A 21,095-nucleotide genomic window follows, 5' to 3' on the forward strand; every position below is an offset into this window, starting at 1 on the left:
GATAGATCGCATGCCGCCCTTTTCCGCCACGCGGCGCATCAGGACGTCGCGGTGTCGGTGCCTGGCACTGGCCGAAGCGGTCCATTCCTCTGGCTCACGCCGCAAATTAGATAAGGTGAATAAAACCTTTCGCACACCCGTTTCGCGTCTGGACGCAAGCTTTGATGGGTCGGGGAGGGACACATGAGAGTGATGTCGGTGCGGCGAATCCTGGTTTTCATAATCCTGCTGCTGCCCATCGAGGCGGCGGCGTCCGTGCGGCACGCGCTTCTCATCGGCAACAGCCGCTACGAGGTAGCGACACCCCTGCGCAATCCGGAAAACGATATCGAGATCGTCGGCACCGCGCTGGCAAAGAGCGGCTTTGCCGTCACCAAGGTCGCGAATGCCAAGGCGGCGGATACATTGGCGGCGGTCGATGCCTTCGTGGCGCGCCTGGCCACCGTTGAAAATCCTGTTGTCATGGTCTACTTCGCCGGCCACGGCGTCCAGATCTCCGGGCAGAACTACCTGCTACCTGTCGATGTCAAGCTGGGTACCGAAGAGGAGCTGCGCTCGGTCGCGCTCTCGCTTAGCGAACTCACGCGCCGGCTCGATGCGGTGAGGACTAGCCTTCAGATCGTCGTACTCGATTCTTGCCGCGACAACCCGTTCGAGCAGACGCGCGGCCTCAGGCGCGGCCTTGCGACGGCACCGGAACGGCTCGGCCGCATCGTCGCTTTCTCGACCTCTCCTGGCAATCTCGCGGCCGACGGCAATACCGGTGCTAGTCCCTATGCGGCGGCGCTCGCCGAATCCGTGACGATTCCCGGCCTTTCCATAGAGAATGTCTTCAAGCGCGTACGCGCCACCGTGCAGGAGCGCACCGGCGGCAAGCAGGAACCCTGGGAAAACAGCGCGGTCTACGGCGACTTCCAGTTCGTCGCAGGAAAACCGGCCGAGGCGGGCGGTGACGAGGTCGCCTTCTTCGAATTTGCCGCGCTCGCCGACAGTCAGGAGGCTTACCGGAAATATCTGTCCCGCTATCCACAGGGAATGTTCGCAAACCTTGCGAAACAGAAGATCGAGTTCATGGACAAGGATTTCAGCTTCCGTCGGCAGAACGAGGCGTTTCGTAACTTCACGTTCAGCACACCGCCGGACGATCCTTGTGGAAGGGGAAGCTTTGCCGGCGGCGAGAAGGTGGGTGAGGACATAGCCGACGGCGAGATCATCCTACTCGACCTGTTCTTCAACTACCCGGATCAGCCGTGCAAGAACACGGTGTTCGTCGATTCCTTGATCGATATAGACGGAGGCGGGGTCAGTAAAAACAGAATTATCTTCGACTATTTTGGCGACAAATTCTACCGGCGCGGATCCCATATCCCTTTCGATCCGGCTCCCTACGTTCATTTCCTGGAGAAGTTCGACCAGCTCTTCTTTACCTATCGCAACATGCACAAAGAAGGCGATATTCTGCTCGAAATGTCGGAGCCGGCGAAGGCGGCCATGGACTACATCGACATCGAGTCCTGCGAAGGGACCTGTTTTGGTGTTACAGCCCTCGTGAAGGCGCGGGCCATCCCCGAAGAAGAACTTATGGTCTATCGGTTCGAAGTGGTGAATGCCGCCGAACTCGGACTGACATGGAAGTACCAGAACACGATCGCCAAGATCAAGAATGAGCGGGCTAAAGCTCTTAAGGAGACCGCACTCAAACGAGAAGACGCGGTGCTGACATCGCCCTTTCTCAAGGTTCAGTCGGTGGCTGGATGGGAGGTTCTGGCCAATCTCGATCAGGCAAATTACCTTCAAAACTGCCAGGCGACGCGTCGCCATGATGCGGGTCGGTCGAGCGTCATCCGCTTGGATGCCTCTGGTGGCATCGATATCGGCTTCCGTGACAGAGACCGGGATTTCATGGACGTGTCGGGCCGGCCGTTCACTTTCTTTGTTGACGAGAAGGAGATGCAGTACATCACACGCATCAGGTCCCAGGATGAAATCCTCTACAAGATTGCCTCCACGCAGCAAGTCCTCGCGCTCCTGAAGGGCGGGCGCGAAGTGCGCCTGCACGACGGTGCTGCAAGTCTGGACGGTTCCCGTGCGATGCTTTCCATGCTGGAAGCATGTCTGGCGGCACTCGGCGGCTAAAAGGCAATCAACACACAATGACCAGCGTGGCTCCCGTGTGAATCGGCTGGGAGCGAGAACTAGCGTCGACGAGCGTGTTGGACCTCAAACCATCGAAGCCATGGAAAATTGCGTTTATCTTCTTGGAAGGGTGGACGGATCGCCGCACGTCCTGGAGATCGACAGCAGCGAAATTCCTCTATCCGTCCGCTCGACGTCCCTGGACCATCCGGTCGAGTACGATAGCGCACAGGAGAATTGCCAAGCCGGCGAGCAGGCCTTGTCCTTGCGCCGCATACTGCAGGGCGTGCAGCACGTCTTCTCCTAGGCCCTTTGCGCCGATCAGCGCTGCGATGACGACCATCGACAGGCACATCAGGATGGTCTGGCTGATGCCGGCCATGATCGACGGTGCGGCGGTCGGGAGATCGACCTTGAAGAGGATGAAGCTGCGGGACGCACCGAAGGCAATCGCGGCTTCACGCACGGAGGACGGCACTGAAGCGATGCCGAGCGCCGTGAGCCTAACGACGGGCGGGATGCCAAAGATGACGGTTGCGATGATGCCGGAGGACTTGCCTATCCCGAAGAGGGCGATAACCGGTATCAGATAGACGAAGGCCGGCATTGTCTGCATGAAATCGAGCAATGGACGCACAATTGCGGCGACGCGCCGGTTGTAGCCGCAGAGAACGCCGAGCGGGATACCGATGGCAATCGAGATCAGCGCCGCGGTGCCGAGAAGCGCTACGGTCTGCATGCTTTTTTCCCAGTAGCCGAGGATTGCCATATAACTGATCGCGACTAAGGTCAGAAGAAAGACGCGGAATCCAGCGAGCTGCCAGGCGATGGCGAGGATAATCGCCATGACGACGGGCCATGGCGTCTCGGTAAGAGCCGCCTCCAGCAGCCCCAGCATCCCATTGATCGCGCTGGTCAACGCTCCGGCGGCCGGCGCGAGGGTGCCACTGATCGAGCTGATGACCTGGTCCAGCCAAGCCGCTGCCGCGGAGTTCCAGGCCGGGTCGCTCGGGAAGGCGTCCAGTAGTGTCCGATCGCTAAAATGAAGCGCGATGATCGGAATGAGGATAGCGAGCAGGGCTGCGGCGCCAGCGGAGTGCAGCGGGCTGAAGCCGGATTTGGCCGTGTCGCTTTCCAGCCGCCATTCGCGAAAGCGGCGTTCCACCAGATGGTTGGCGATGGCCCCCAGGCCAAGACGGGTAGCGGCAAGGAGTCCGCCTCCGAGCACCAGTATCAGGGAGGCGGCGGCCTTGGCGTCGGTGGCGGTCTGCCGCGCCTCGCGGGCTGCCTGTTCTAGTGCGGTGGCGGAGCGGGTAAGTGACTTTGCGATCGTGGATGTTGAATCCCTGTCGTTCGCGGCTTTCGCCTCGGACAGACGGGTGGCGGTGAGCCGTTCAAGGCGGTCGGCGCGTGCACCCTGTTCGGTACTCGCTCCCCCGGAAAGTGCGAATGCGATCACCACGACGGCGAGAAGATCAGCAATCAGGAAGGGCCAGAAGGCTGACCAGAGCCGGCGCCCCCCAAGCCAGATCGGGCCAAGCAGGACGGCGGCGGCGTTGACGGAGGGCGTATAGCCGCGCCGTTCGCCGATGCGCTGAAACGCTTGCCGGTAGTAGGCGCCGCTGCTGCCGGTAAAGCGGGCGATGGCTTCGTCGCGTGCGGTTTGCTCGGTCATGCGATGGCTCTTGTTTTGACAGGTGGGAGCTCGTCTCGTTCAGGCAAACGGGCATTGCGGACGAAGCGGCGGACATAGTCGTCAGCAGGCCGGTTGACGAGGGTCTCGGCCGTTCCGGTCTGGACGATACGGCCTGCCCGCATCAGCACGACACGATCGGCGATGCGGAAGGCCTCATCGACATCGTGCGTCACGAAGACGGTCGTCTTCCCCAATTCACGCGACAACGCCATGAACTGCGTCTGGAGATCATAGCGGATCAACGGGTCGAGCGCGCTGAAAGGCTCATCCATGAGAAGAATATCCGGATCGGCGGCGAGCGCCCGGGCTAGGCCAACGCGCTGCTGCATACCGCCGGAGAGTGCCCCGACACGTCGGTCTCCCAGCCCCTCGAGCCCGACGCGGACAAGCAATTCGTCAGCCCGGTCCTCGCGCTTCGTGCGGGCGATGCCGCGGATTTCGAGAGGCAGGGCTACATTGTCGCGTACCGAGAGATGCGCGAGCAGCGCGTGGGACTGAAACACCATGCCGATACGGTGCGAGCGCAATTCGCGCAGCGCCTTGGGGCCGAGAGACAGGATATCGCTGCCATCGATGCGCACATTTCCTGCACTCGGCTCGAGCAGGCGATTGATGAGGCGCACGAGCGTCGACTTGCCGCTGCCCGAGAGCCCCATCAGGCAGATCAGCTCTCCTTGTTTGACGGAGAGGTTGGCGGCGCGCACACCGACAACCGCGCGAAGGCGCTTGAGGACGGCTTCGTCAGGTTCGGCACGACGTGCCTCGGTGAGAACCGCTGCTTCGTCGTTGCCGAAAACCTTCCAGACGTCCTCAAGCTCGATCATATGGTCAGTTCCCGACCCAACCGGCGACGACGTCGGGATTGGCTGCGATCCAGTCCCTGGCAGCATCATCGGGGTTCCGGCCTTCGACGGCAATGGCGAAGGCGAGCTTGCTGACGGCGTCTGTCGTGAAGGTCACCCTTTCGAGGATTGCCGCCACCTCAGGTGCGTTTTCGGCAAGCGACTTCGAGTAGGCGATATGGATAGCCGCATCCTTGTAGGCCGACTTGATCGACGACTTTTCCAGCCAGTTTGGATCTGACGGCTCGACGAAGTTCCAGGCGGCGTCGTCGTGCTTGGGTTCTTCCAGCACTTCGAGCTCGTAGCGGGCGAAATTCTGGTGTGGGCCGTAGCAGTAGCCGATCCAGCCAGTACCAGCCTTCACAGCGGCGTCGAGATCGGCCGTGGCGACGGCTTCGTCAGTCGTCTGCAGGTCGAAGAAATCGGCAAAGCCGTAGTCGCGGGCGCGCACCGTTTCGATGTTGGTGGAAAGCCAGCCGGCAGCGCCGAGCCAGATCTTGCCCTTACCCTTGCCGTCTGCCGAGAAGACGGCTGCCTTGGCCGGATCGGCCAAGTCGAAGACGGAATGGATGCCATGTTTGTCCGCCGTCACCTTTGTCGTGCAATAGCCCTGCGTACCGGCATAGGAATTGGCGGCGAGCTTTACCTTGCCGTTTTCGCCGGCATATTGATCGACAAGGGCCTGCTGGTTCGGCAACCAGACGTCGGTCCAGATATCGATTTCGCCGCCATTGCGGTTCAGCGCTTCCCAGATGACCGGAACGGAGCCGGCCTTGATGGCCTCGACTTCCTTGCCGAGCTGTTCTTCGAGGAGGATTTTCACGACATAGGCTGTGCCCTGCGCAGTAGCGTAGCCGGGATCGGCCACGGTAATGGGGGCCGCCTGCGCTGCGGCCGGGATCAAGACGGCAAGGGCTGTGGATGTTGCAAAAAGGATTTTGAGAGCGGTGTGCATAGAGTTTTCCATTCCGGTTGGGTTTTCAAGGTCAGGCGTGGTTCCGGGTGTTGCCAGCCTCGGAGCGCGCAAGGTGGGGCAGACCGAGCCGTTCGCGTAGCGAGCCATCGGTCGGGCCCGGTGTGAGAAGCCCTCGTTCGCGCAGCAGCGGCACGACGCCTGCGATGAAATCGTCCTGTCCCGCGGGGAAGGTCGGTGGCAGCAGCATGAAGCCGTCGGCCGCGCCGCCGGCTACCCAGTCCTCGATCTCATCGGCGATAGCTTCGGCCGTGCCGATGACCTGCCAATGGCCGCGCGCGCCGGCAATCCGGCGGGCAAGTGCGCCGACGGAAAGGCCTTCCTTGCGGGCAAGCTCCGTCAAAAGCGTCTGTCGGCTGCGGATGGAGTTGGAGACCGGCAGGTCGGGCAGCGGGCCGTCGATATCGACGCCGGAAAGGTCGACGTCACCGAGATAGGTCTCAAGCAGTGAAAGAGCGACGTCTGGCTGGATCAGATCCTGCAGGGCGGCGTATTTTTCTTCCGCCTCCGTCTTGGTCTTCCCTATGACGGGGAAGATGCCGGGCAAAACGAGAACGTCATCAACATGCCGGCCGGAGGCAACGGCGCGCTTCTTGACATCCTGATAGAAACCGCGCGCGGAGACGATATCGCTGTGTGCGGTAAACACGACATCGGCCGTCCGGGCGGCGAGTGTCTTGCCCGCATCGGAAGAACCGGCCTGCACGAGAAGCGGGCGGCCTTGCCGGGAAGGAATGACGTTGAGCGGGCCTTTGCTGCGGAAATACGTGCCCGAATGATTCACGCTCTCCACGGCATCCGGCTCGAAGAAAACACCGCTCTGCTTGTCACGGACAAAACCGTCCGGGTTCCAGCTCTGCCAGAGCCTCTGCACGGCCTCGACGAATTCACCGGCGCGGTCGTAGCGCGCCGCGTGGTCGAAGTCGGGACCGATGTTGAAGTTGTCGCTCTCCTGCTGGAGGGAGGAGGTAACGATGTTCCAGCCGATGCGGCCATTGCTGATGAGATCCAGCGAGGCAAGCTGGCGTGCGAGATTGTAGGGTTCGTTGAAGGTCGTCGACGCCGTTGCAACGATGCCGATCGTCTCGGTCGCCGTCGCCACCGCCGACGCAAGCGTCAGCGCCTCGAAGCCGTGCGACCATTCATCCACGCGGCGCAGCGCCTCGGCACGGCCCTTCGGGACACCGAGACGGTCCGAAATGAAGGCGATTTCGAAGCCGGCGGCTTCAGCCGCACGTGCAGCGGCGATGTAGTGGCTGACGCAGATATTGGCGGCGACCTGCGTCGACGGATGCCGCCAAGCAGCAACATGGTGGCCGCTGGGGTAGAGGATAGTGCCGAGAACGATTTTGCGGGTGGGCATGATTGATGTGTCTCAAAGGGAAAATTTCCGCTTGAAAATACCGTACTCCATACCGTCAGCGAGGAATTCCCATTTAATTTATCTATTATGTAGGAAAAGAAAATCCGGCCCGTGTCCGCGAGCAGGCGCGCTGGCGGTGATGTCTCCTTGCATGACTTGAGCGTCACGCAAGATCATTCGCGACTGTCACGATAGCTGCAGCCAGCCTTCGGCGTCCCAATCCACGCTAACTATAAGCCGTGATGTTTCCGGGCTTCGGTGACGCTTCACATCGTTTGCCGAAGTGTCTTTGGGCGGGAAGGCTTTCCACAAAATATGCGCAGTTTGGAATACGCGCCTTTGATAATCTATCAAAACGATAGAAAATATAAACAATAGAAGATGGGGGACGACATGAAGATCCTTGGCATTTCGGGTAGCGTCAAGCGGCCATCGCGAACGGCGCATCTTGTCGAGCAAATTGTTGCGGCCATCGCCCGCACAGCAGATGTGAAAACCGGCCATCTCGATCTCGCTGAATCGGCGCCGGTGCTTTTCCGGGCGCTGCGCGCCGACCAACTCGACGATGCTGGGCGCGCGATTGTAGATTCAGTCGAGGCCGCCGACGTGCTTGTGGTTGGTTCCCCAGTCTATCGAGCATCCTATACCGGCGCCCTCAAGCATCTCTTCGATCTTGTCGATTTCCGAGCCCTCCAGGGTCGGCGTGTGATTTTGGCGGCAACGGGCGGAACACCACTGCATGGCCTCATGCTCGAGCATCAGTTCCGGCCGCTTTTTGGTTTCTTCGGCGCAGTCACGGTCCCCACGACTGTCTATGCGGTCGAGGTGGATTTCACCGAATACACGCTGACCAACACGATCGTCGAAGCGCGTATCGAGCGCGCCGTCAGCGAGCTGTTTGATCTTCTGCCCGGCGCGGCCCCGGCCGCAGGCGATCTAACCAATCCGGGCTTGCGCCTCGTCGCCGGCGACGCGGCAACCAACTGATACAAGGAAGAGAGGAGTTTCGCATGACAGAACATAGCAGGGATCCCGTCAAATTCGCCTACTGGGTGCCGAACGTTTCCGGTGGCTTGGTCATCTCCAACATCGAGCAGCGCACGAGCTGGACGATCGACTATAACCGCAAGCTCGCGCAGATCGCCGAGGCAAGCGGCTTCGACTATGCGCTGAGCCAGATCCGTTTCACGGCAGGCTACGGTGCGGAGTTCCAGCATGAGTCCGTATCGTTTAGCCATTCGCTGCTGGAAGCTACGACGACCCTGAAGGTCATCGCGGCGATCCTGCCGGGGCCGTGGAACCCGGCGCTTGCGGCCAAACAGATCGCAACAATCAACCACCTCACGAACGGCCGCGTCGCGGTCAACGTGGTCAGCGGCTGGTTCCGTGGCGAGTTCCATGCGATCGGTGAACCATGGCTCGACCATGATGAACGCTACCGCCGTTCCGAAGAATTCATCCGTGCTTTGCGCGGCATCTGGACCGAAGAGAGCTTCACCTTCCGCGGTGACTTCTATCGCTTCAACAATTACTCGCTGAAGCCAAAACCGATCGATCCGCAGCCGGAAATCTTCCAGGGTGGCTCGTCGCGTGCGGCACGCGATATGGCCTCGCGCGTCTCCGACTGGTACTTCACCAATGGCAACACGCCGGAGGAAATCGCCAAGCAGGTCAACGACATCCGCGGAAAGGCGAAGGAAAACGATCATTCGGTCAAGGTCGGCGTCAACGCCTTTGCCATCGTGCGCGAGACCGAGGAAGAGGCGAAGGCCGTCCTTGCCGAAATCATCGAGAAGGCCAATCCGGAAGCGGTCAACGCCTTTGGCCACGAGGTGAAGAATGCCGGAAAGGCCTCGCCGGAAGGCGAGGGCAACTGGGCGAAATCGAGCTTCGAAGACCTCGTCCAATACAATGACGGTTTCCGCTCCAACCTGATCGGCACGCCAAAGCAGGTGGCCGAACGCATCGTGCGCCTGAAGCACGCCGGTGCCGACCTCATCCTGCTCGGCTTCCTGCATTTCCAGGAAGAGGTCGAGTACTTCGGCAAACACGTCATCCCGCTCGTACGCGCGCTGGAAGAGGCAGAGGAGAGCGCGGCCATCGCCGCCGAATAAACGAGAGACGACCAGACGGGGCGGCGATTGCCGCCGCTCCTCGCAACGCGAGCACCAGGGTGTCCGCGATCGGGAAATTGCGCCGGTTTGAAACCGGAAGACGGGATAAGACATGTCGGCATCGAATTTTCTGCTCGCGGGCCTCGGCAGCGAGGTAGCGATACCGCCGGATATCCGGGAGCACCTTGAGCTACGCGGCGTGCGTGCGGCGTCGGACCGTCCTGTGCCGTGCGCGGACGAGGCGCTCGCACTGGAATTGCACGGCATCGACCTGTCCTTCGGCGGCGTTGTCGCGCTCAAGGACGTGGACCTTGCCGTGCGACATGGCGAAATCCGCGCGATCATCGGCCCGAATGGTGCCGGCAAGAGTTCGCTGATCAATGTCATTTCCGGGGTCTATCGTCCGGATCGTGGCCATGTGGCGATCGACGGTGCTGTCTACAGTCCCGTTCCGACGCAGAAGCTTGCGCGCCTTGGCATTGCCCGCACCTTCCAGAACCTCGCTTTGTTCAAGGGCCTCAGCGTCCTCGACAATGTCGCGGCTGGCCGCGCCTTCGTCGGGCGGTCGAGCTTCCTGAGCCAGATCGTTGGATTGCCGGGCGCGCGCCGCGAACAGGTCGATGCCCGCGAACGGGCAAGCCGCGTGATCGATTTCCTGCATCTCGCACCCTATGCCGACAGGCTTGCCGGCACATTGCCGTACGGCCTGCAGAAGCGTGTCGAGCTCGCCCGTGCACTTGCCGCCGAACCGCGCATCCTCCTGCTCGATGAGCCGATGGCCGGCATGACGGCGACGGAGAAGAACGAACTGGCCGACTACGTTCGGTTGGCGCGTGACGAGTACCAGATCACTGTCGTGCTGATCGAGCACGACATCGGCGTCGTCATGGGGCTTTCCGACCGGATCGCGGTTCTCGACTACGGCCGCAAGATCGCCGACGGCACGCCGCAGGAGATCGCACGCGACCAGCGCGTCATCGACGCCTATCTCGGCGTGGCGCCGGAAAACGAAGACGGGGAGGGCATCTGATGGCCGGGTTCGACTGGCTTTTCTTCACCGAGGTGCTGATCGGCGGGCTCCTGTCCGGTGTCATGTATTCGCTCGTCGCGATCGGCTTCGTGCTGATCTACAAGACATCCGGCGTCCTGAATTTTTCGCAGGGCGCACTCCTGCTCTTCGCCGCGCTGACCTTCGTCAGCCTCGTCGAAAAGGGCGTGCCCTTTGCCGCCGCCTTTGCCATCACCTTCGCGGCGATGGTGGCCATCGGCATCGCGATTGAGCGCACGGTGCTGAGACCGCTCACCAACAAGCCGCCGATCACGCTTTTCATGGCGACGCTAGGCCTGTCCTATATCATCGAAGGCGCGGCCCAATTGATCTGGGGCACACAGGTTCATGGCCTCGATCTCGGTATCGAGGACATTCCCTTCGATGTCGGCGGCGTGTTCATCAGCCAATTTGATATCTTTGCCGCTGTCGTCGCGGCCGGCATGGTGGCGCTGCTCTCCGCCTTTTTCCGCTACACCCGCATCGGTCTCGGTTTCCGCGCCGTTGCGGACGATCAGTTCGCCGCCCTTGCCATCGGTCTCAAATTGCCGTGGATCTGGGCGAGCGTCTGGGCTGCCGCGGGCCTCGTGGCTTTGGTCGCGGGCCTTCTCTGGGGCGCACGCCTCGGCGTACAGTTCTCGCTCTCTCTCGTCGTCCTGAAGGCGTTGCCGGTTCTCGTTCTCGGCGGCTTCGATTCCATTCTGGGGGCCATCATCGGCGGCCTGCTTGTCGGCGCCTCGGAGAAGCTCGCGGAGGTCTATATCGGCGAATATTTCGGCGGCGGCATCGAGGGCTGGTTCGCCTATGTCGTGGCGCTCGCCTTCCTGCTCATCCGCCCCTCCGGCCTGTTCGGCCAGAAGCTTTTGGAAAGGGTCTGACGTCATGTCCGCCATCGCAACAGATCTTTCGCCCTCCGTTTCCCTTCCGCGCTATGCCGGGCCGATCTCCGTGCTGGCGATCGCCTATCTCGTCATCCCCTTCGTCGGGACCAGCTATCTGTTCGAGGCGATCCTGCTGCCGTTCCTCGCCCTGAGCCTCGCCGGCGTGGGGCTCAACATTCTGACGGGATATGCGGGACAGGTCTCGCTCGGCTCTGCCGCCTTCATGGCCGTCGGCGCCTTTGCGGCCTACAACTTCAACCTCCGGATCGATGGATTGCCGCTCGTCGTCTCCATCGTGCTCGCCGGCCTTTCGGCCGCTGCCGTCGGCATTGTCTTCGGTCTTCCGAGCCTTCGCCTGCGCGGCTTCTACCTCGCGGTCTCGACGCTTGCGGCGCAGTTCTTCGTGCAATGGGCGCTGACGAAGTTCAGCTGGTTCTCCAACAATTCGGCCTCCGGCGTTATCGATGCACCGCCGCTCTCGATCGCTGGCCTGCCCTTCGAAGGGGCGGTCGGGCGTTATCTCTTTGCGCTGACGGTGGTGGCCGTCTTCACCTTCCTCGCCTATCGCCTGGTGTCGTCGCAGACCGGTCGGAACTTCATCGCCGTGCGAGACAACGAGACCGCCGCCCGCATCATTGGTGTTCCGGTGCTGCGAACCAAGCTGCTCGCCTTTGCCATCTCCTCCTTCATCATCGGCGTTGCGGGCGTGCTCTGGGCCTTCGCCTACCTGCGTACGGTCGAGCCGGCCGGGTTCAACCTCGATCGCTCGTTCCAGATCCTTTTCATCATTATCATCGGCGGCCTTGCCTCGATCCGCGGCGCCTTCTTCGGCGCAGCACTCATCGTCGTCTTCCCCCTGGTGCTCTCAAGACTGGGCGCATTCCTGCTCGGCGATGTCTTCGATTCCGGTGTGCTCGACATGACGCAGCGCATCGTCATTGGCGCCTTCATCATCCTCTTCCTGATTCTCGAGCCGGACGGTCTGGTCGCGCTGTGGGATCGGTTGAAGTCACGCTTTGCGGCCGTCCTCCGACGGACGTGAGACCACGAAGCCGCTTCGGCTTCCAACAACAAAAGCCCTTGAACCCAGAAACGAAACCGGACGGCGCAAGGCCATCCGACAGACGGAGTGTGTCCACAAATGACCCTTTCTACCAAGATCAGAGCGGCCGCCTTCGCTGCCGGCATCGGCCTTGCGGCCATCGCGTTCCCGGCGCAGGCCGACGAGCAGCACTTCCCCCTCCAGAGCTATCGTGTCGGACCCTATGCGGCCGGCGGTACCGGCTTCTTCGGCGGATTCATCGACTACCTGAACCTCATCAATACCCGCGATGGCGGCGTCAACGGCGTGAAGCTGACGTGGTCGGAGGCCGAAACCCAGTATGAGGTCGAGCGCGGCGTCGAAGCCTATGAGCGCCTGAAGAGCAATCCGGGTATTGCCGCCTGGAACCCGCTCTCGGTCGGCATCGCCTATGCAATGATCGACCGCATTGCGCAGGACAAGGTGCCCCTGATCACGATCAACCACGGCCGCACCGACTCGACGGACGGCCGCGTCTTTCCCTACGTCTTCCCGCTGCTGCTCAACCCCTACAGCGAGACATCCGGTATCGTGAACTACATCGCCTCGAAGGAGGGCGGTGTCGAAAGCCTGAAGGGAAAGAAGATCACCGTGCTCTACCACGGCTCGCCCTACGGTAAGGAAACGATCCCGATCTACGAACTGCTTGCCGAGAAATACGGCTTCGAACTGCAGCAGATCGAGGTTCCGCATCCGGGCAATGAGCAGCAGTCGCAATGGCTGACGATCCGCCGCGCCAAGCCGGATTATGTCGTGCTGCGTGGCTGGGGCGTCATGAACCCGGTCGCCTTGAAGACTGCCGCCAAGACCGGCTTCCCGGTCGATCACATCATCGGCAATGTCTGGTCGAACTCTGAAGAGGACGTCATTCCGGCGGGCGATGCGGCCAAGGGCTATACGGCGATCACCACGCAGGCTTCGGGCGCCGAATACCCTGTCGTCAAGGAAATCGTGAAGACGGTCTATGACGCCGGCAAGGGTAACCTTGAGGACAAGGGCCGCATCGGCTCCGTCTACCACAATCTCGGCATCGTCAATGGCATCCTGAACGTCGAAGCGGTCCGCATCGCGCAGGAGAAGTTCGGCAAGCGCACGCTGACTGGCGACGAAGTGCGCTGGGGCTTCGAGCATCTGCAACTCGACCAGGCCCGCGTCGAAGCGCTCGGTGCGAAGGACCTGTTCCACTCGATCAACGTCACATGGGACAACCACGAGGGCAACGGCTACGTGACCTTCCAGCAATGGGACGGCAAGAAGTGGAACGTCGTTTCCGATTGGATCGCGCCGGACTGGGCACTGCTGCGGCCGATCATCGAAAAATCGTCCGAGGCCTATGCGGCCGAGAAAGGCATCACGCTTCGTACCGCCGATGATGCGGGTGCGGTGACGAACTGATGCCGACGGCCGCGCGCCCTACCGCGCGGTCCTGCGGCCGGCCGCCACGCGACTTCTTCCTCGCTTGGTGCCCGGCCGCGGATTTTCGCCGAGAGCCCGACGATATCCGCCAGAGGAGTTTGAAATGACCGAGGAAAACCGGATACTGACCGTGGAGGGCCTCCATGCGACCTACAACCACTCCATCACCGCGCTGCATGGTGTCGACCTTTCGATCGCGCGCGGCGAAATCCTCGCCGTTCTCGGCGCGAACGGTGCGGGCAAGACGACGACGCTGAAGGCCGTCTCGAACCTCCTCCCGGCCGAGCGCGGTCAGGTGAATGCCGGCCGCATCCTGTTCGAAGCCCGTGATGTGTCGCGCGAGACGCCGGCAAGTCTCGTGCGTCTGGGGCTGGTGCAGGTGCTGGAAGGCCGGCATTGTTTCAAGACGCTGACGGTCGAGGAGAACCTCGTCTCCGGCGGCCTCGGCCGCGGTGCGTCACGCGCGGAAATCGCGATCGACCTCGAAAAGGTCTACGCGCATTTCCCCAGACTACGCGAGAAACGCCGGGTGCTTTCCGGCCTCACCTCCGGTGGCGAACAGCAGATGACGGCGATCGGCCGTGCATTGATGTCGCGCCCGCGTCTCCTTGTGCTCGACGAACCCTCCATGGGGCTCGCGCCCCTCGTCGTGCAGGATATTTTCCGCACCCTCAAGCGCCTTAACCGCGAGGAGGGGCTCTCGATCCTTGTCGCCGAACAGAACACAGCCGTCGCGCTCACCTTTGCCGACAGGGCGGTCATTCTGGAGAACGGCGTCAGCGTGCTCACCGGCGATGCCGCAGATCTCAAGTCGCGCGACGACGTGAAGGCCTTCTATCTCGGCCAGAAACCCACCGCGGCCGCGGCCGCACTCGTCCATTGAATTCAACCCGAAGAGGAGCCAGACAATGACCATTTCCAACGTCAACACGAAGGATGCCGTCGAGGGCGTTCCGGCCGTGCCGCGTCCGAGCGAGCCGGCGCACATCATCAAGAGCGACGCCGAGGCAATCGCGGTGGCGAAGACGCTCGCAGCGGAGATCGCGCCGGGTTCGGCGATCCGCGACCGTGACCGCATCTGGCCGGTGAAGGAGCTTGATGCGTTCTCGCAGAGCGGCCTCTGGTCTATCAACGTGCCGAAGGCATTCGGCGGTCCCGAAGTCTCCTACGCCACGCTCGCCAAGGTGATCGAGATCGTCTCGGCGGCCGATTCCTCGATCGGTCAGATCGCCCAGAACCATCTCGGCGTCGTGGCGGCGATCCGCACCGTGTCCGATAAGGCGCAGCAGAAGTTGCTCTTTGCCGAGGTGCTGAGCGGCACGCGCTTTGGAAATGCCTTCTCCGAATTCGGTTCCAAACGCGCCGCCGATTTCGAGACGAAGTTTGTCGATGCCGGCGACCATGTCGTCGTCAACGGCCAGAAATTCTATTCCTCCGGCGCGCTCCTCGCCCATCTCGTGCCGGTCGTCGCACTCGATGAGGAGGGCCGTGCCTGGTACGCCATTGCCGAGCGCGATGCGCCAGGCCTGACCGTCATCGATGACTGGTCTTCCTTTGGCCAGCGCACGACGCTCTCAGGCACGGTGATCCTCAACAATGTGAAGGTTCCAAAGACCCATCTGGTGCCTGGCTACAAGGGTTATGAGGTGCCGACGGCTGACGGCGCGATCTTCCAGATCATCCAGGTCGCCGTCGATACCGGGATCGCGCAGGCCGCCATCGACGAAACGGTTTCCTTCGTGCGCACGAAGAGCCGTGCATGGATCGACAGTGGCCTGGACCATGCCTGGGACGATCCCTACACGATCCAGGCCGTCGGCGACCTGACACTTCGCCTGCACGCCGCCCAGGCGTTGCTCGAAAAGGCCGGCCACGCCATCGACCGTGCGGTCGCGAATCCGAATGCGGAAACGGTTGCAGAGGCCCAGATCGTCACTGCCGAGGCAAAAATCCTCTCGACCGAAATCGCGATCACCGCGACCAACAAGTTGTTCGAACTCGCCGGCACGCGTTCTACGCTCGCTGAGCATCACCTAGACCGGCATTGGCGCAATGCCCGCACCCATACACTTCACGATCCTGTGCGCTGGAAATACGCCATCCTCGGAAAGTACTTCCTCAACGGCGAAAAGCCGCCGCTTCATGCCTGGAGCTGATTTCGTAGAGACCACCGATGCGTCTTCTTCAGGCGCATCGGTCCGCTGAGGGAAGCTGTATAGGCAGACGCACGGCCTGCCGGTTGAAGGATATCATCTCGCTGTCCGGGGAGGTCAATAAATCTGGAATTTCAAACTCCAGATTTATTGACCTCCCCGGGTTTCGCGCCTATTGGAGGCGAAGTTTGGGCTTGGCCCTGTCTTAATCCTCCAGTCGCCGTCAGAATCGCCTCGTGAAAGACAAGTTCCTCTTTCGGACCTTTGTGGATAGCTACAACGAGCTCGTACGGCATCTGACGGTCAAGCTGCGCAGTCGGTCCGATGCGGATGACGTGGCGCAGGAAACCTTTCTCAAGATCAGTCGGATGGGTGGCGATACGGTCGTAGACAATCCCCGTTCCTATCTTTTCCGCATGGCGGACAACGCGGCGATCGACCATCTGCGTCGGCAGAAGGTGCGCACGCGCCTCGCTTCGGATGAGCAGGCAATCGAGCAGCCGGCAGATACACCATCGCCGGAAGAACAGGTGGACTACCGCCAGCGCCTCGTGCTTCTCACCCGCATCGTCGACGACCTGCCGCCGCGCCAGAAGCAGGCCTTCGTCCTGCACAAGTTCGACGGTCTTGGCCATCAAGAGATCGCCGCAAAGCTCGGCATATCGAGAAGTGCCGTCGAAAAACTTCTGATGAAGGCGCTCGCGACCTGCCGCGACCGGTTTGGAGAGCATCTCGAATGAGGGGAAACATCAGGACGGGGCTGAGGTGTCATTGCGTGAGAAACGTCTTTGCTCCAGATGAGCGTCGAGGAAATCGACCGGGCATGCGGGTTGGATGAGCGCCATGGCGAACAAAGAGACGGATCCGCGATCGGTTGCGCTGGAATGGTTCGTCCGGATGCAATCCGGCGAGACGACGCAGGCCGAGCGTCTTGCCCATGCCCGCTGGCTGGCGGAGGCCGACGAACATCGTCTGGAGTACCTCAAGCTCGAAGGCCTGTGGGCGGATTTCGATGCCATTCCGCGCCCGGTGATCGATCCGGTCGACGGGGGCCGGCGACGCTTTCTCGTGGGGACCGGCGCTGGGCTTGCCGCGGGCCTTGCCGGTGTCGCTGCCTGGCAGGGCGGCTATCTCGGCAGCTTCAGCGATTTTTCAACCGGCACGGGCGAGCAGCGCACCATCAGGCTCGCCGATGGCAGCCAGGTGACGCTTGATGCTGACAGCGCGATCAACGTCGGCTTCGACGACCGTGCCCGGCGCATCCATCTCCTGCAGGGTCGTGCCTTCTTCGATGTTGCCGCAGACAAGGCGCGACCCTTCTCGGTCGAGGCGTCGAAAGGTGTCGCCACGGCACTCGGCACACGGTTCTCCGTCCACCGGCGCGAGACATCCGTGACGGTCGACGTGGAGGAAAGCACTGTTTCCGTGGTGGCGCCGGATGCATCGACCGTCGTGCTCAACGCGCCGGAAACCCTGTCCTACGGGCAGCATGGCGTGGCGCGCGTTGGCACCATCGATACCGAGGTCGCTGCCGCGTGGCGCCATGGCAAGCTGATCTTCGAGGATCAACCGCTGGGCCAGGTGATCGAGGACGTGAACCGGTACAGACGCGGCTCGATCCGGATCTATGGCGAGGGCCTGCAGGCCTTGCGCGTTAGCGGCATCTTCGACATGGCCAATCCGGATGGTGTGCTGGACACGATCACCCGCACGCTTCCCATCTCCGCCTACAGGCTCACCGACTACTTCGTCGTGCTGCGGCCGGCGTGAGCGCCGCGGGTCTCTTTTAAAATTTGATAAAAAAATTCCACTTTAGGGGTGAGGACGTGCGCGCCGGCATGCGTCATGTGGGGTAGATGGGGCAGAACGCCTCGAGAATGACGGTAAAGGTTGAGGCGCATGAGCATGATTTCGAAGACCGGCAGGGGCCTGCGCAGCGGCGTCGCCTGCATGGCGATTGTCCTGGCGACGGCAGCGGCGACGACGTCGGGTTATGGCCAGGAAGCAAAGCAGGCTCGCGCTCAGGCCGTTAGCTACACCATTCCGGCCGGCCCGCTCGGCCAGGTGATCTCCCGCTTCGCCAATCGCGCCAACCTGCAGATCCTTTACCCCGCCGGCCTCGTGCGCGGAAAGACGAGCGGCGGCCTGTCCGGTTCGCATTCCGTGGAGAGCGGCCTTGCGGCGATCCTTTCGGGATCCGGGCTGAGCTACAAGCTTACCGTCGGCAATACGGTGACGATCGTCGATCCTTCGGCGTCGTCCGCTTCCCAGGTCCAGCCGTTGGCGGACGGCTCGACCGTGCTGCAGACGATCAATGTCGAGGGGGATGGTTCTACGACCGAGGGAACGAACTCCTACACGACACGCGAAATGACGACGGCGACCGGCCTGCCGCTCTCGATTGCTGAGACGCCGCAATCGGTGACGGTCGTCACGCGCAAGCGGATGGAGGATCAGGCGAGCACGTCGCTGCGTGACGCGCTTGAATCGGCAAGCGGCATGACCACGCAGCAATATGACAGCGACCGCACCGAATATACCGCGCGTGGTTTCGCAATCACCGAGTTCCAGTATGACGGCGTGGCCGTCGAGACGGATGGCGTCTACGATTTCGGCCTGAGCAATGCCGACATGACCATCTATGACCATATCGAGGTGGTGAAGGGTGCCAACGGCCTCCTGATGGGGGCCGGCAATCCCGGTGCGGCGGTCAATCTCGTGCGCAAGCGCCCGACAGACACCTTCCAGGGTTCGGTGACCGGCACGCTCGGCGCGTGGAACACCTATCGCAGCGAACTGGATGTCTCCGGGCCGCTCAATGACGACGGTTCGCTGCGCGGACGTTTTTCCGGATCCTTCGAAGATGGGGAATCCTATCTCGATCACTACGAGAAGAAGTCCTTCACGCTCTATGGCGTGCTGGAAGCCGATATCGGCGACAGCACGACGTTGTCGCTTGGTGCCGACTACCAGCAGAACCGCCCGCGCGGCTCGAGCTGGACGGGCCTGCCGATGTTCTTCTCCGATGGAACCCGTACTGACTGGGATGTTTCCACCAACCCGGCCACGACCTGGAGCCGTCGCGATACGTTCACCAACAATTTCTTCGTCTCGCTCGACCATGAATTCGACAATGGCTGGAAGGCGGAGCTGACCTACAACCATCGCCGCAACGGGCATGACAGTGTTCTTGGCTCCGCCGGCGGCGGTTTCCCCGATCCGGTCACGGGCGCCGGTGTCTCGCAGTTTGTCGGCAAATATTCGGGCCGGATCGTGCAGGATACCATCGATGCCAAGGTGTCAGGCCCGTTCGAGCTGCTCGGCCGCGAACACGACCTGATGTTTGGGGCGACCGCCTCCCGGCGAACGGACAGCGGACCCTGGTATGGCTATGGTGGCGTCGACTACGATCCGTCCGTTCCGAATTTCTTCGAGTGGGACGGCAACACGAAGGAGCCGGATTTCGCACTCGCAGGGCACTATGAGGATTCGCTGACCCAGTATGGCGTCTATGCGGCCACGCGGCTGAAGCCGACGGATGACCTGTCCTTCATTCTCGGCAGTCGCATCAGCTGGTGGGATTTCAACGACCGCGGAACCTATGACATCGCCACGGATGTATGGAACGCGCCGGGTGCCTACTCGGCCAAGGGCAAGCTCACGCCCTATGCCGGCATCGTCTACAATCTCAACGATTCCTATTCCGTTTATGCGAGCTACACGGACATCTTCAGGCCGCAGGGCAATCAGGACGTTGACGGCGCCTACCTCGCGCCGGAGGAGGGCAAAAGCTACGAGACCGGCGTGAAGGGCAGCTTCTTCGACGGCGCGCTGAATGCCGGTGCCGCGGTGTTCATGACCAAGCAGGACAATCTCGCGGAAGTTGCCGGATATGATCCGATCCGCGGGGGGAACTACTATCGGGCGGTGCAGGGCGTGACGACGAAGGGCTTCGAACTTGAGGCCTCGGGCGAGATCCTGCCGGACTGGAACGTCTATGCGAGCTACACTCATGCTCGCGCGCGCAAGGCGAATGGCGATCTCGTCTATTCCTTCATCCAGACGAGCGCGCCGGACAATGTCGTGAAGTTCTACACGAGCTATACGCTGCCCGGCGAATGGGAAAACCTGACGATCGGCGGGGCCCTGCGCTGGCAGGACGAGATCCACGGCTTTGTCTGGAGCCCGGCGAATGTCTATCAGAATGTTACGCAGAAGAACGTGCTTCTGGTCGACGCGATGGCGAAATACCGGTTCGGCGAGAAGATCGACGTGACCTTCAACGTCAAGAACCTCTTCAACGAGAAGTACTTTGCCGGCCTCGGCAACTTCGATACCGGCTTCTATGGCGAGCCGCGCAGCTTCAGCATCTCGACGAAGTTCAAGTTCTGATGCTTTTATCCTCGTCCCGCAGTCTGGGGACGACACGCCGCGGCTTCCTTGCGGGAGCCGGGGCGCTGTTGCTTGAACCGCAACGGGTGTCTGGCGCGACGGCGACGTTTCCTGCGACGGTGGAGCACGCGCTCGGCCGCACGGTAATCGCGTCACCGCCCAAGCGTGTCGTCACCGTCGGCTATGGCGACGAATGCGCGCTGCTCGCGCTCGGGGTGAGGCCGCTTGGCATCGTGCGGTCCGGCATGTTCGACAGCGGTATCACGCCCTGGTGCGCGCAGCGTTTTGGCGCTGACATTCCCTTGCTGCTCGAAGGCGGCATGACGGATTACGAAATGGTCGCTGATCTGGCGCCCGATCTCGTGCTCGGCGTGTTCTCCGGCCTCGACAGCGTCTCCTACGGCCGGCTTTCACGCATCGCGCCGACGGTCGCCTACCGATCGGGACCCTGGCAGGCGAGTTGGCACGAGCAGACGCGGATCGCGGGCGCAGCACTTGGACGGGCGGAAGAGGCGGAACAGCTCGTCGTGCAAACGGAAGGGCTGTTGAAAGGCTACGGCGACCGCTGGCCGGCCCTGCGCGGCCGGAGCTTCACCTTCGCGACCTTCTTTCCGGGCCGCGGCGATATCGTCGTCTATCTTCCGGGCGAAACGCGGGTGGACTGGCTTATCCAGCTTGGCATGGTTCCCTCCGAAGGTGTACGTCAGCTCGCATCCCGCAATCCGGGCCGTGTCTCTGTCGATGTCAGCCTCGAAGTGATCGACAGCGTCGGGGCAGATCTTCTCGTCATGTGGCTGGAGAAAAGTGCGCGGGCGGCACTCGAGGCACAGAGCCTGTTTCGCCTTTTCGAGCCTGTGCGGCGTGGCCGCTGCTTCACTTTCGACGACCCGGTATCGATCTGGGCGGCCTCGTGGCCGAATGTCCTTTCCATCCCCTATGCTTTCCCCGCCTTCCTCCCGCGGATGGAAGCGGCGTTGAAGGCCTGAACGGAAGGCGCCGG

17 protein-coding genes are annotated in these 21,095 nt (G+C 61.9%); 13 read left to right on the forward strand and 4 right to left on the reverse strand.

The window, feature by feature from the left end:
- The first annotated feature begins 183 nt into the window (after window positions 1-183).
- Complete coding sequence (locus AC1RT2_RS24495) at window positions 184-2,136, forward strand: caspase family protein (protein ID WP_493106097.1); 1,953 nt, start codon at window positions 184-186, stop codon at window positions 2,134-2,136.
- Between the two features lie 178 nt (window positions 2,137-2,314).
- On the opposite strand, the gene AC1RT2_RS24500 is transcribed toward AC1RT2_RS24495, so the two are convergent.
- From AC1RT2_RS24500 to AC1RT2_RS24515, 4 genes are read right to left on the reverse strand one after another with little or no spacing between them, the layout of a single operon-like run.
- Complete coding sequence (locus AC1RT2_RS24500) at window positions 2,315-3,811, reverse strand: ABC transporter permease (RefSeq protein ID WP_493106099.1); 1,497 nt, start codon at window positions 3,809-3,811, stop codon at window positions 2,315-2,317.
- Window positions 3,808-4,656, reverse strand: a complete 849-nt coding sequence (locus AC1RT2_RS24505; protein ID WP_493106101.1) for an ATP-binding cassette domain-containing protein — start codon at window positions 4,654-4,656, stop codon at window positions 3,808-3,810. Before AC1RT2_RS24505 ends, AC1RT2_RS24500 begins: the two co-directional genes overlap by 4 nt.
- 4 nt (window positions 4,657-4,660) lie before the next feature.
- Window positions 4,661-5,629: an ABC transporter substrate-binding protein gene (locus AC1RT2_RS24510; protein WP_069062078.1), complete on the reverse strand. Its 969-nt coding sequence runs from the start codon at window positions 5,627-5,629 to the stop codon at window positions 4,661-4,663.
- 31 nt (window positions 5,630-5,660) lie between these two features.
- On the reverse strand, window positions 5,661-7,010 hold the full coding sequence (locus tag AC1RT2_RS24515) for an LLM class flavin-dependent oxidoreductase (RefSeq protein WP_493106104.1): 1,350 nt from the start codon (window positions 7,008-7,010) through the stop codon (window positions 5,661-5,663).
- Between the two features lie 393 nt (window positions 7,011-7,403).
- Here AC1RT2_RS24515 and msuE point away from each other — a divergent pair, with 393 nt between their 5' ends.
- The 12 genes from msuE (at window position 7,404) to AC1RT2_RS24575 (ending at window position 21,081) form a co-directional block, all read left to right on the forward strand.
- On the forward strand, window positions 7,404-7,997 hold the full coding sequence (msuE, locus tag AC1RT2_RS24520) for an FMN reductase (protein WP_493106106.1): 594 nt from the start codon (window positions 7,404-7,406) through the stop codon (window positions 7,995-7,997).
- Window positions 7,998-8,020: 23 nt separating this feature from the next.
- Window positions 8,021-9,124 carry a dimethylsulfone monooxygenase SfnG gene (gene sfnG / locus AC1RT2_RS24525; RefSeq protein WP_493106108.1) on the forward strand — a complete coding sequence of 368 codons (1,104 nt, stop codon included), beginning with the start codon at window positions 8,021-8,023 and terminating at the stop codon, window positions 9,122-9,124.
- A gap of 112 nt (window positions 9,125-9,236) precedes the next feature.
- Window positions 9,237-10,154, forward strand: a complete 918-nt coding sequence (locus tag AC1RT2_RS24530) for an ABC transporter ATP-binding protein (RefSeq protein WP_493106110.1) — start codon at window positions 9,237-9,239, stop codon at window positions 10,152-10,154.
- A complete protein-coding gene (locus AC1RT2_RS24535) occupies window positions 10,154-11,050 on the forward strand; it encodes a branched-chain amino acid ABC transporter permease (protein WP_493106112.1) in 897 nt (298 codons plus the stop codon). Before AC1RT2_RS24530 ends, AC1RT2_RS24535 begins: the two co-directional genes overlap by 1 nt.
- Before the next feature lie 4 nt (window positions 11,051-11,054).
- Window positions 11,055-12,095 (forward strand): branched-chain amino acid ABC transporter permease, encoded by a 1,041-nt coding sequence (locus AC1RT2_RS24540; protein ID WP_493106114.1) that lies wholly within the window; start codon window positions 11,055-11,057, stop codon window positions 12,093-12,095.
- Window positions 12,096-12,194: 99 nt separating this feature from the next.
- The gene (locus tag AC1RT2_RS24545; RefSeq protein ID WP_493106116.1) at window positions 12,195-13,529 is read left to right on the forward strand and encodes an ABC transporter substrate-binding protein; all 1,335 of its coding nucleotides are present in this window, start codon (window positions 12,195-12,197) and stop codon (window positions 13,527-13,529) included.
- A 124-nt stretch (window positions 13,530-13,653) separates the two neighbouring features.
- Entirely contained in the window at window positions 13,654-14,433 is a 780-nt protein-coding gene (locus tag AC1RT2_RS24550; protein ID WP_493106118.1) for an ABC transporter ATP-binding protein, read from the forward strand.
- Between the two features lie 25 nt (window positions 14,434-14,458).
- Window positions 14,459-15,706: an SfnB family sulfur acquisition oxidoreductase gene (locus tag AC1RT2_RS24555; RefSeq protein WP_493106120.1), complete on the forward strand. Its 1,248-nt coding sequence runs from the start codon at window positions 14,459-14,461 to the stop codon at window positions 15,704-15,706.
- Window positions 15,707-15,939: 233 nt separating this feature from the next.
- Window positions 15,940-16,443 (forward strand): RNA polymerase sigma factor, encoded by a 504-nt coding sequence (locus tag AC1RT2_RS24560; protein ID WP_493106122.1) that lies wholly within the window; start codon window positions 15,940-15,942, stop codon window positions 16,441-16,443.
- 103 nt (window positions 16,444-16,546) lie between these two features.
- Complete coding sequence (locus AC1RT2_RS24565; RefSeq protein ID WP_493106124.1) at window positions 16,547-17,473, forward strand: FecR family protein; 927 nt, start codon at window positions 16,547-16,549, stop codon at window positions 17,471-17,473.
- A gap of 129 nt (window positions 17,474-17,602) precedes the next feature.
- Window positions 17,603-20,095 carry a TonB-dependent siderophore receptor gene (locus tag AC1RT2_RS24570; RefSeq protein ID WP_493106126.1) on the forward strand — a complete coding sequence of 831 codons (2,493 nt, stop codon included), beginning with the start codon at window positions 17,603-17,605 and terminating at the stop codon, window positions 20,093-20,095.
- A 68-nt stretch (window positions 20,096-20,163) separates the two neighbouring features.
- The gene (locus tag AC1RT2_RS24575) at window positions 20,164-21,081 is read left to right on the forward strand and encodes an ABC transporter substrate-binding protein (protein ID WP_493106128.1); all 918 of its coding nucleotides are present in this window, start codon (window positions 20,164-20,166) and stop codon (window positions 21,079-21,081) included.
- Window positions 21,082-21,095 lie beyond the last annotated feature (14 nt).

This window comes from Shinella sp. GW821-FHT11G07, from assembly GCF_058808115.1.

Excerpts from the sequence above, each read along its gene's own strand:
- AC1RT2_RS24500 (WP_493106099.1), bottom strand. The coding sequence starts at position 3,811 with ATGACCGAGCAAACCGCACGCGACGAAGCCATCGCCCGCTTTACCGGC.
- AC1RT2_RS24540 (WP_493106114.1), top strand. The coding sequence starts at position 11,055 with ATGTCCGCCATCGCAACAGATCTTTCGCCCTCCGTTTCCCTTCCGCGC.
- msuE (WP_493106106.1), top strand. The coding sequence starts at position 7,404 with ATGAAGATCCTTGGCATTTCGGGTAGCGTCAAGCGGCCATCGCGAACG.
- sfnG (WP_493106108.1), top strand. The coding sequence starts at position 8,021 with ATGACAGAACATAGCAGGGATCCCGTCAAATTCGCCTACTGGGTGCCG.
- AC1RT2_RS24515 (WP_493106104.1), bottom strand. The coding sequence starts at position 7,010 with ATGCCCACCCGCAAAATCGTTCTCGGCACTATCCTCTACCCCAGCGGC.
- AC1RT2_RS24545 (WP_493106116.1), top strand. The coding sequence starts at position 12,195 with ATGACCCTTTCTACCAAGATCAGAGCGGCCGCCTTCGCTGCCGGCATC.
- AC1RT2_RS24510 (WP_069062078.1), bottom strand. The coding sequence starts at position 5,629 with ATGCACACCGCTCTCAAAATCCTTTTTGCAACATCCACAGCCCTTGCC.
- AC1RT2_RS24495 (WP_493106097.1), top strand. The coding sequence starts at position 184 with ATGAGAGTGATGTCGGTGCGGCGAATCCTGGTTTTCATAATCCTGCTG.
- AC1RT2_RS24505 (WP_493106101.1), bottom strand. The coding sequence starts at position 4,656 with ATGATCGAGCTTGAGGACGTCTGGAAGGTTTTCGGCAACGACGAAGCA.
- AC1RT2_RS24550 (WP_493106118.1), top strand. The coding sequence starts at position 13,654 with ATGACCGAGGAAAACCGGATACTGACCGTGGAGGGCCTCCATGCGACC.
- AC1RT2_RS24565 (WP_493106124.1), top strand. The coding sequence starts at position 16,547 with ATGGCGAACAAAGAGACGGATCCGCGATCGGTTGCGCTGGAATGGTTC.
- AC1RT2_RS24555 (WP_493106120.1), top strand. The coding sequence starts at position 14,459 with ATGACCATTTCCAACGTCAACACGAAGGATGCCGTCGAGGGCGTTCCG.
- AC1RT2_RS24570 (WP_493106126.1), top strand. The coding sequence starts at position 17,603 with ATGAGCATGATTTCGAAGACCGGCAGGGGCCTGCGCAGCGGCGTCGCC.
- AC1RT2_RS24530 (WP_493106110.1), top strand. The coding sequence starts at position 9,237 with ATGTCGGCATCGAATTTTCTGCTCGCGGGCCTCGGCAGCGAGGTAGCG.
- AC1RT2_RS24535 (WP_493106112.1), top strand. The coding sequence starts at position 10,154 with ATGGCCGGGTTCGACTGGCTTTTCTTCACCGAGGTGCTGATCGGCGGG.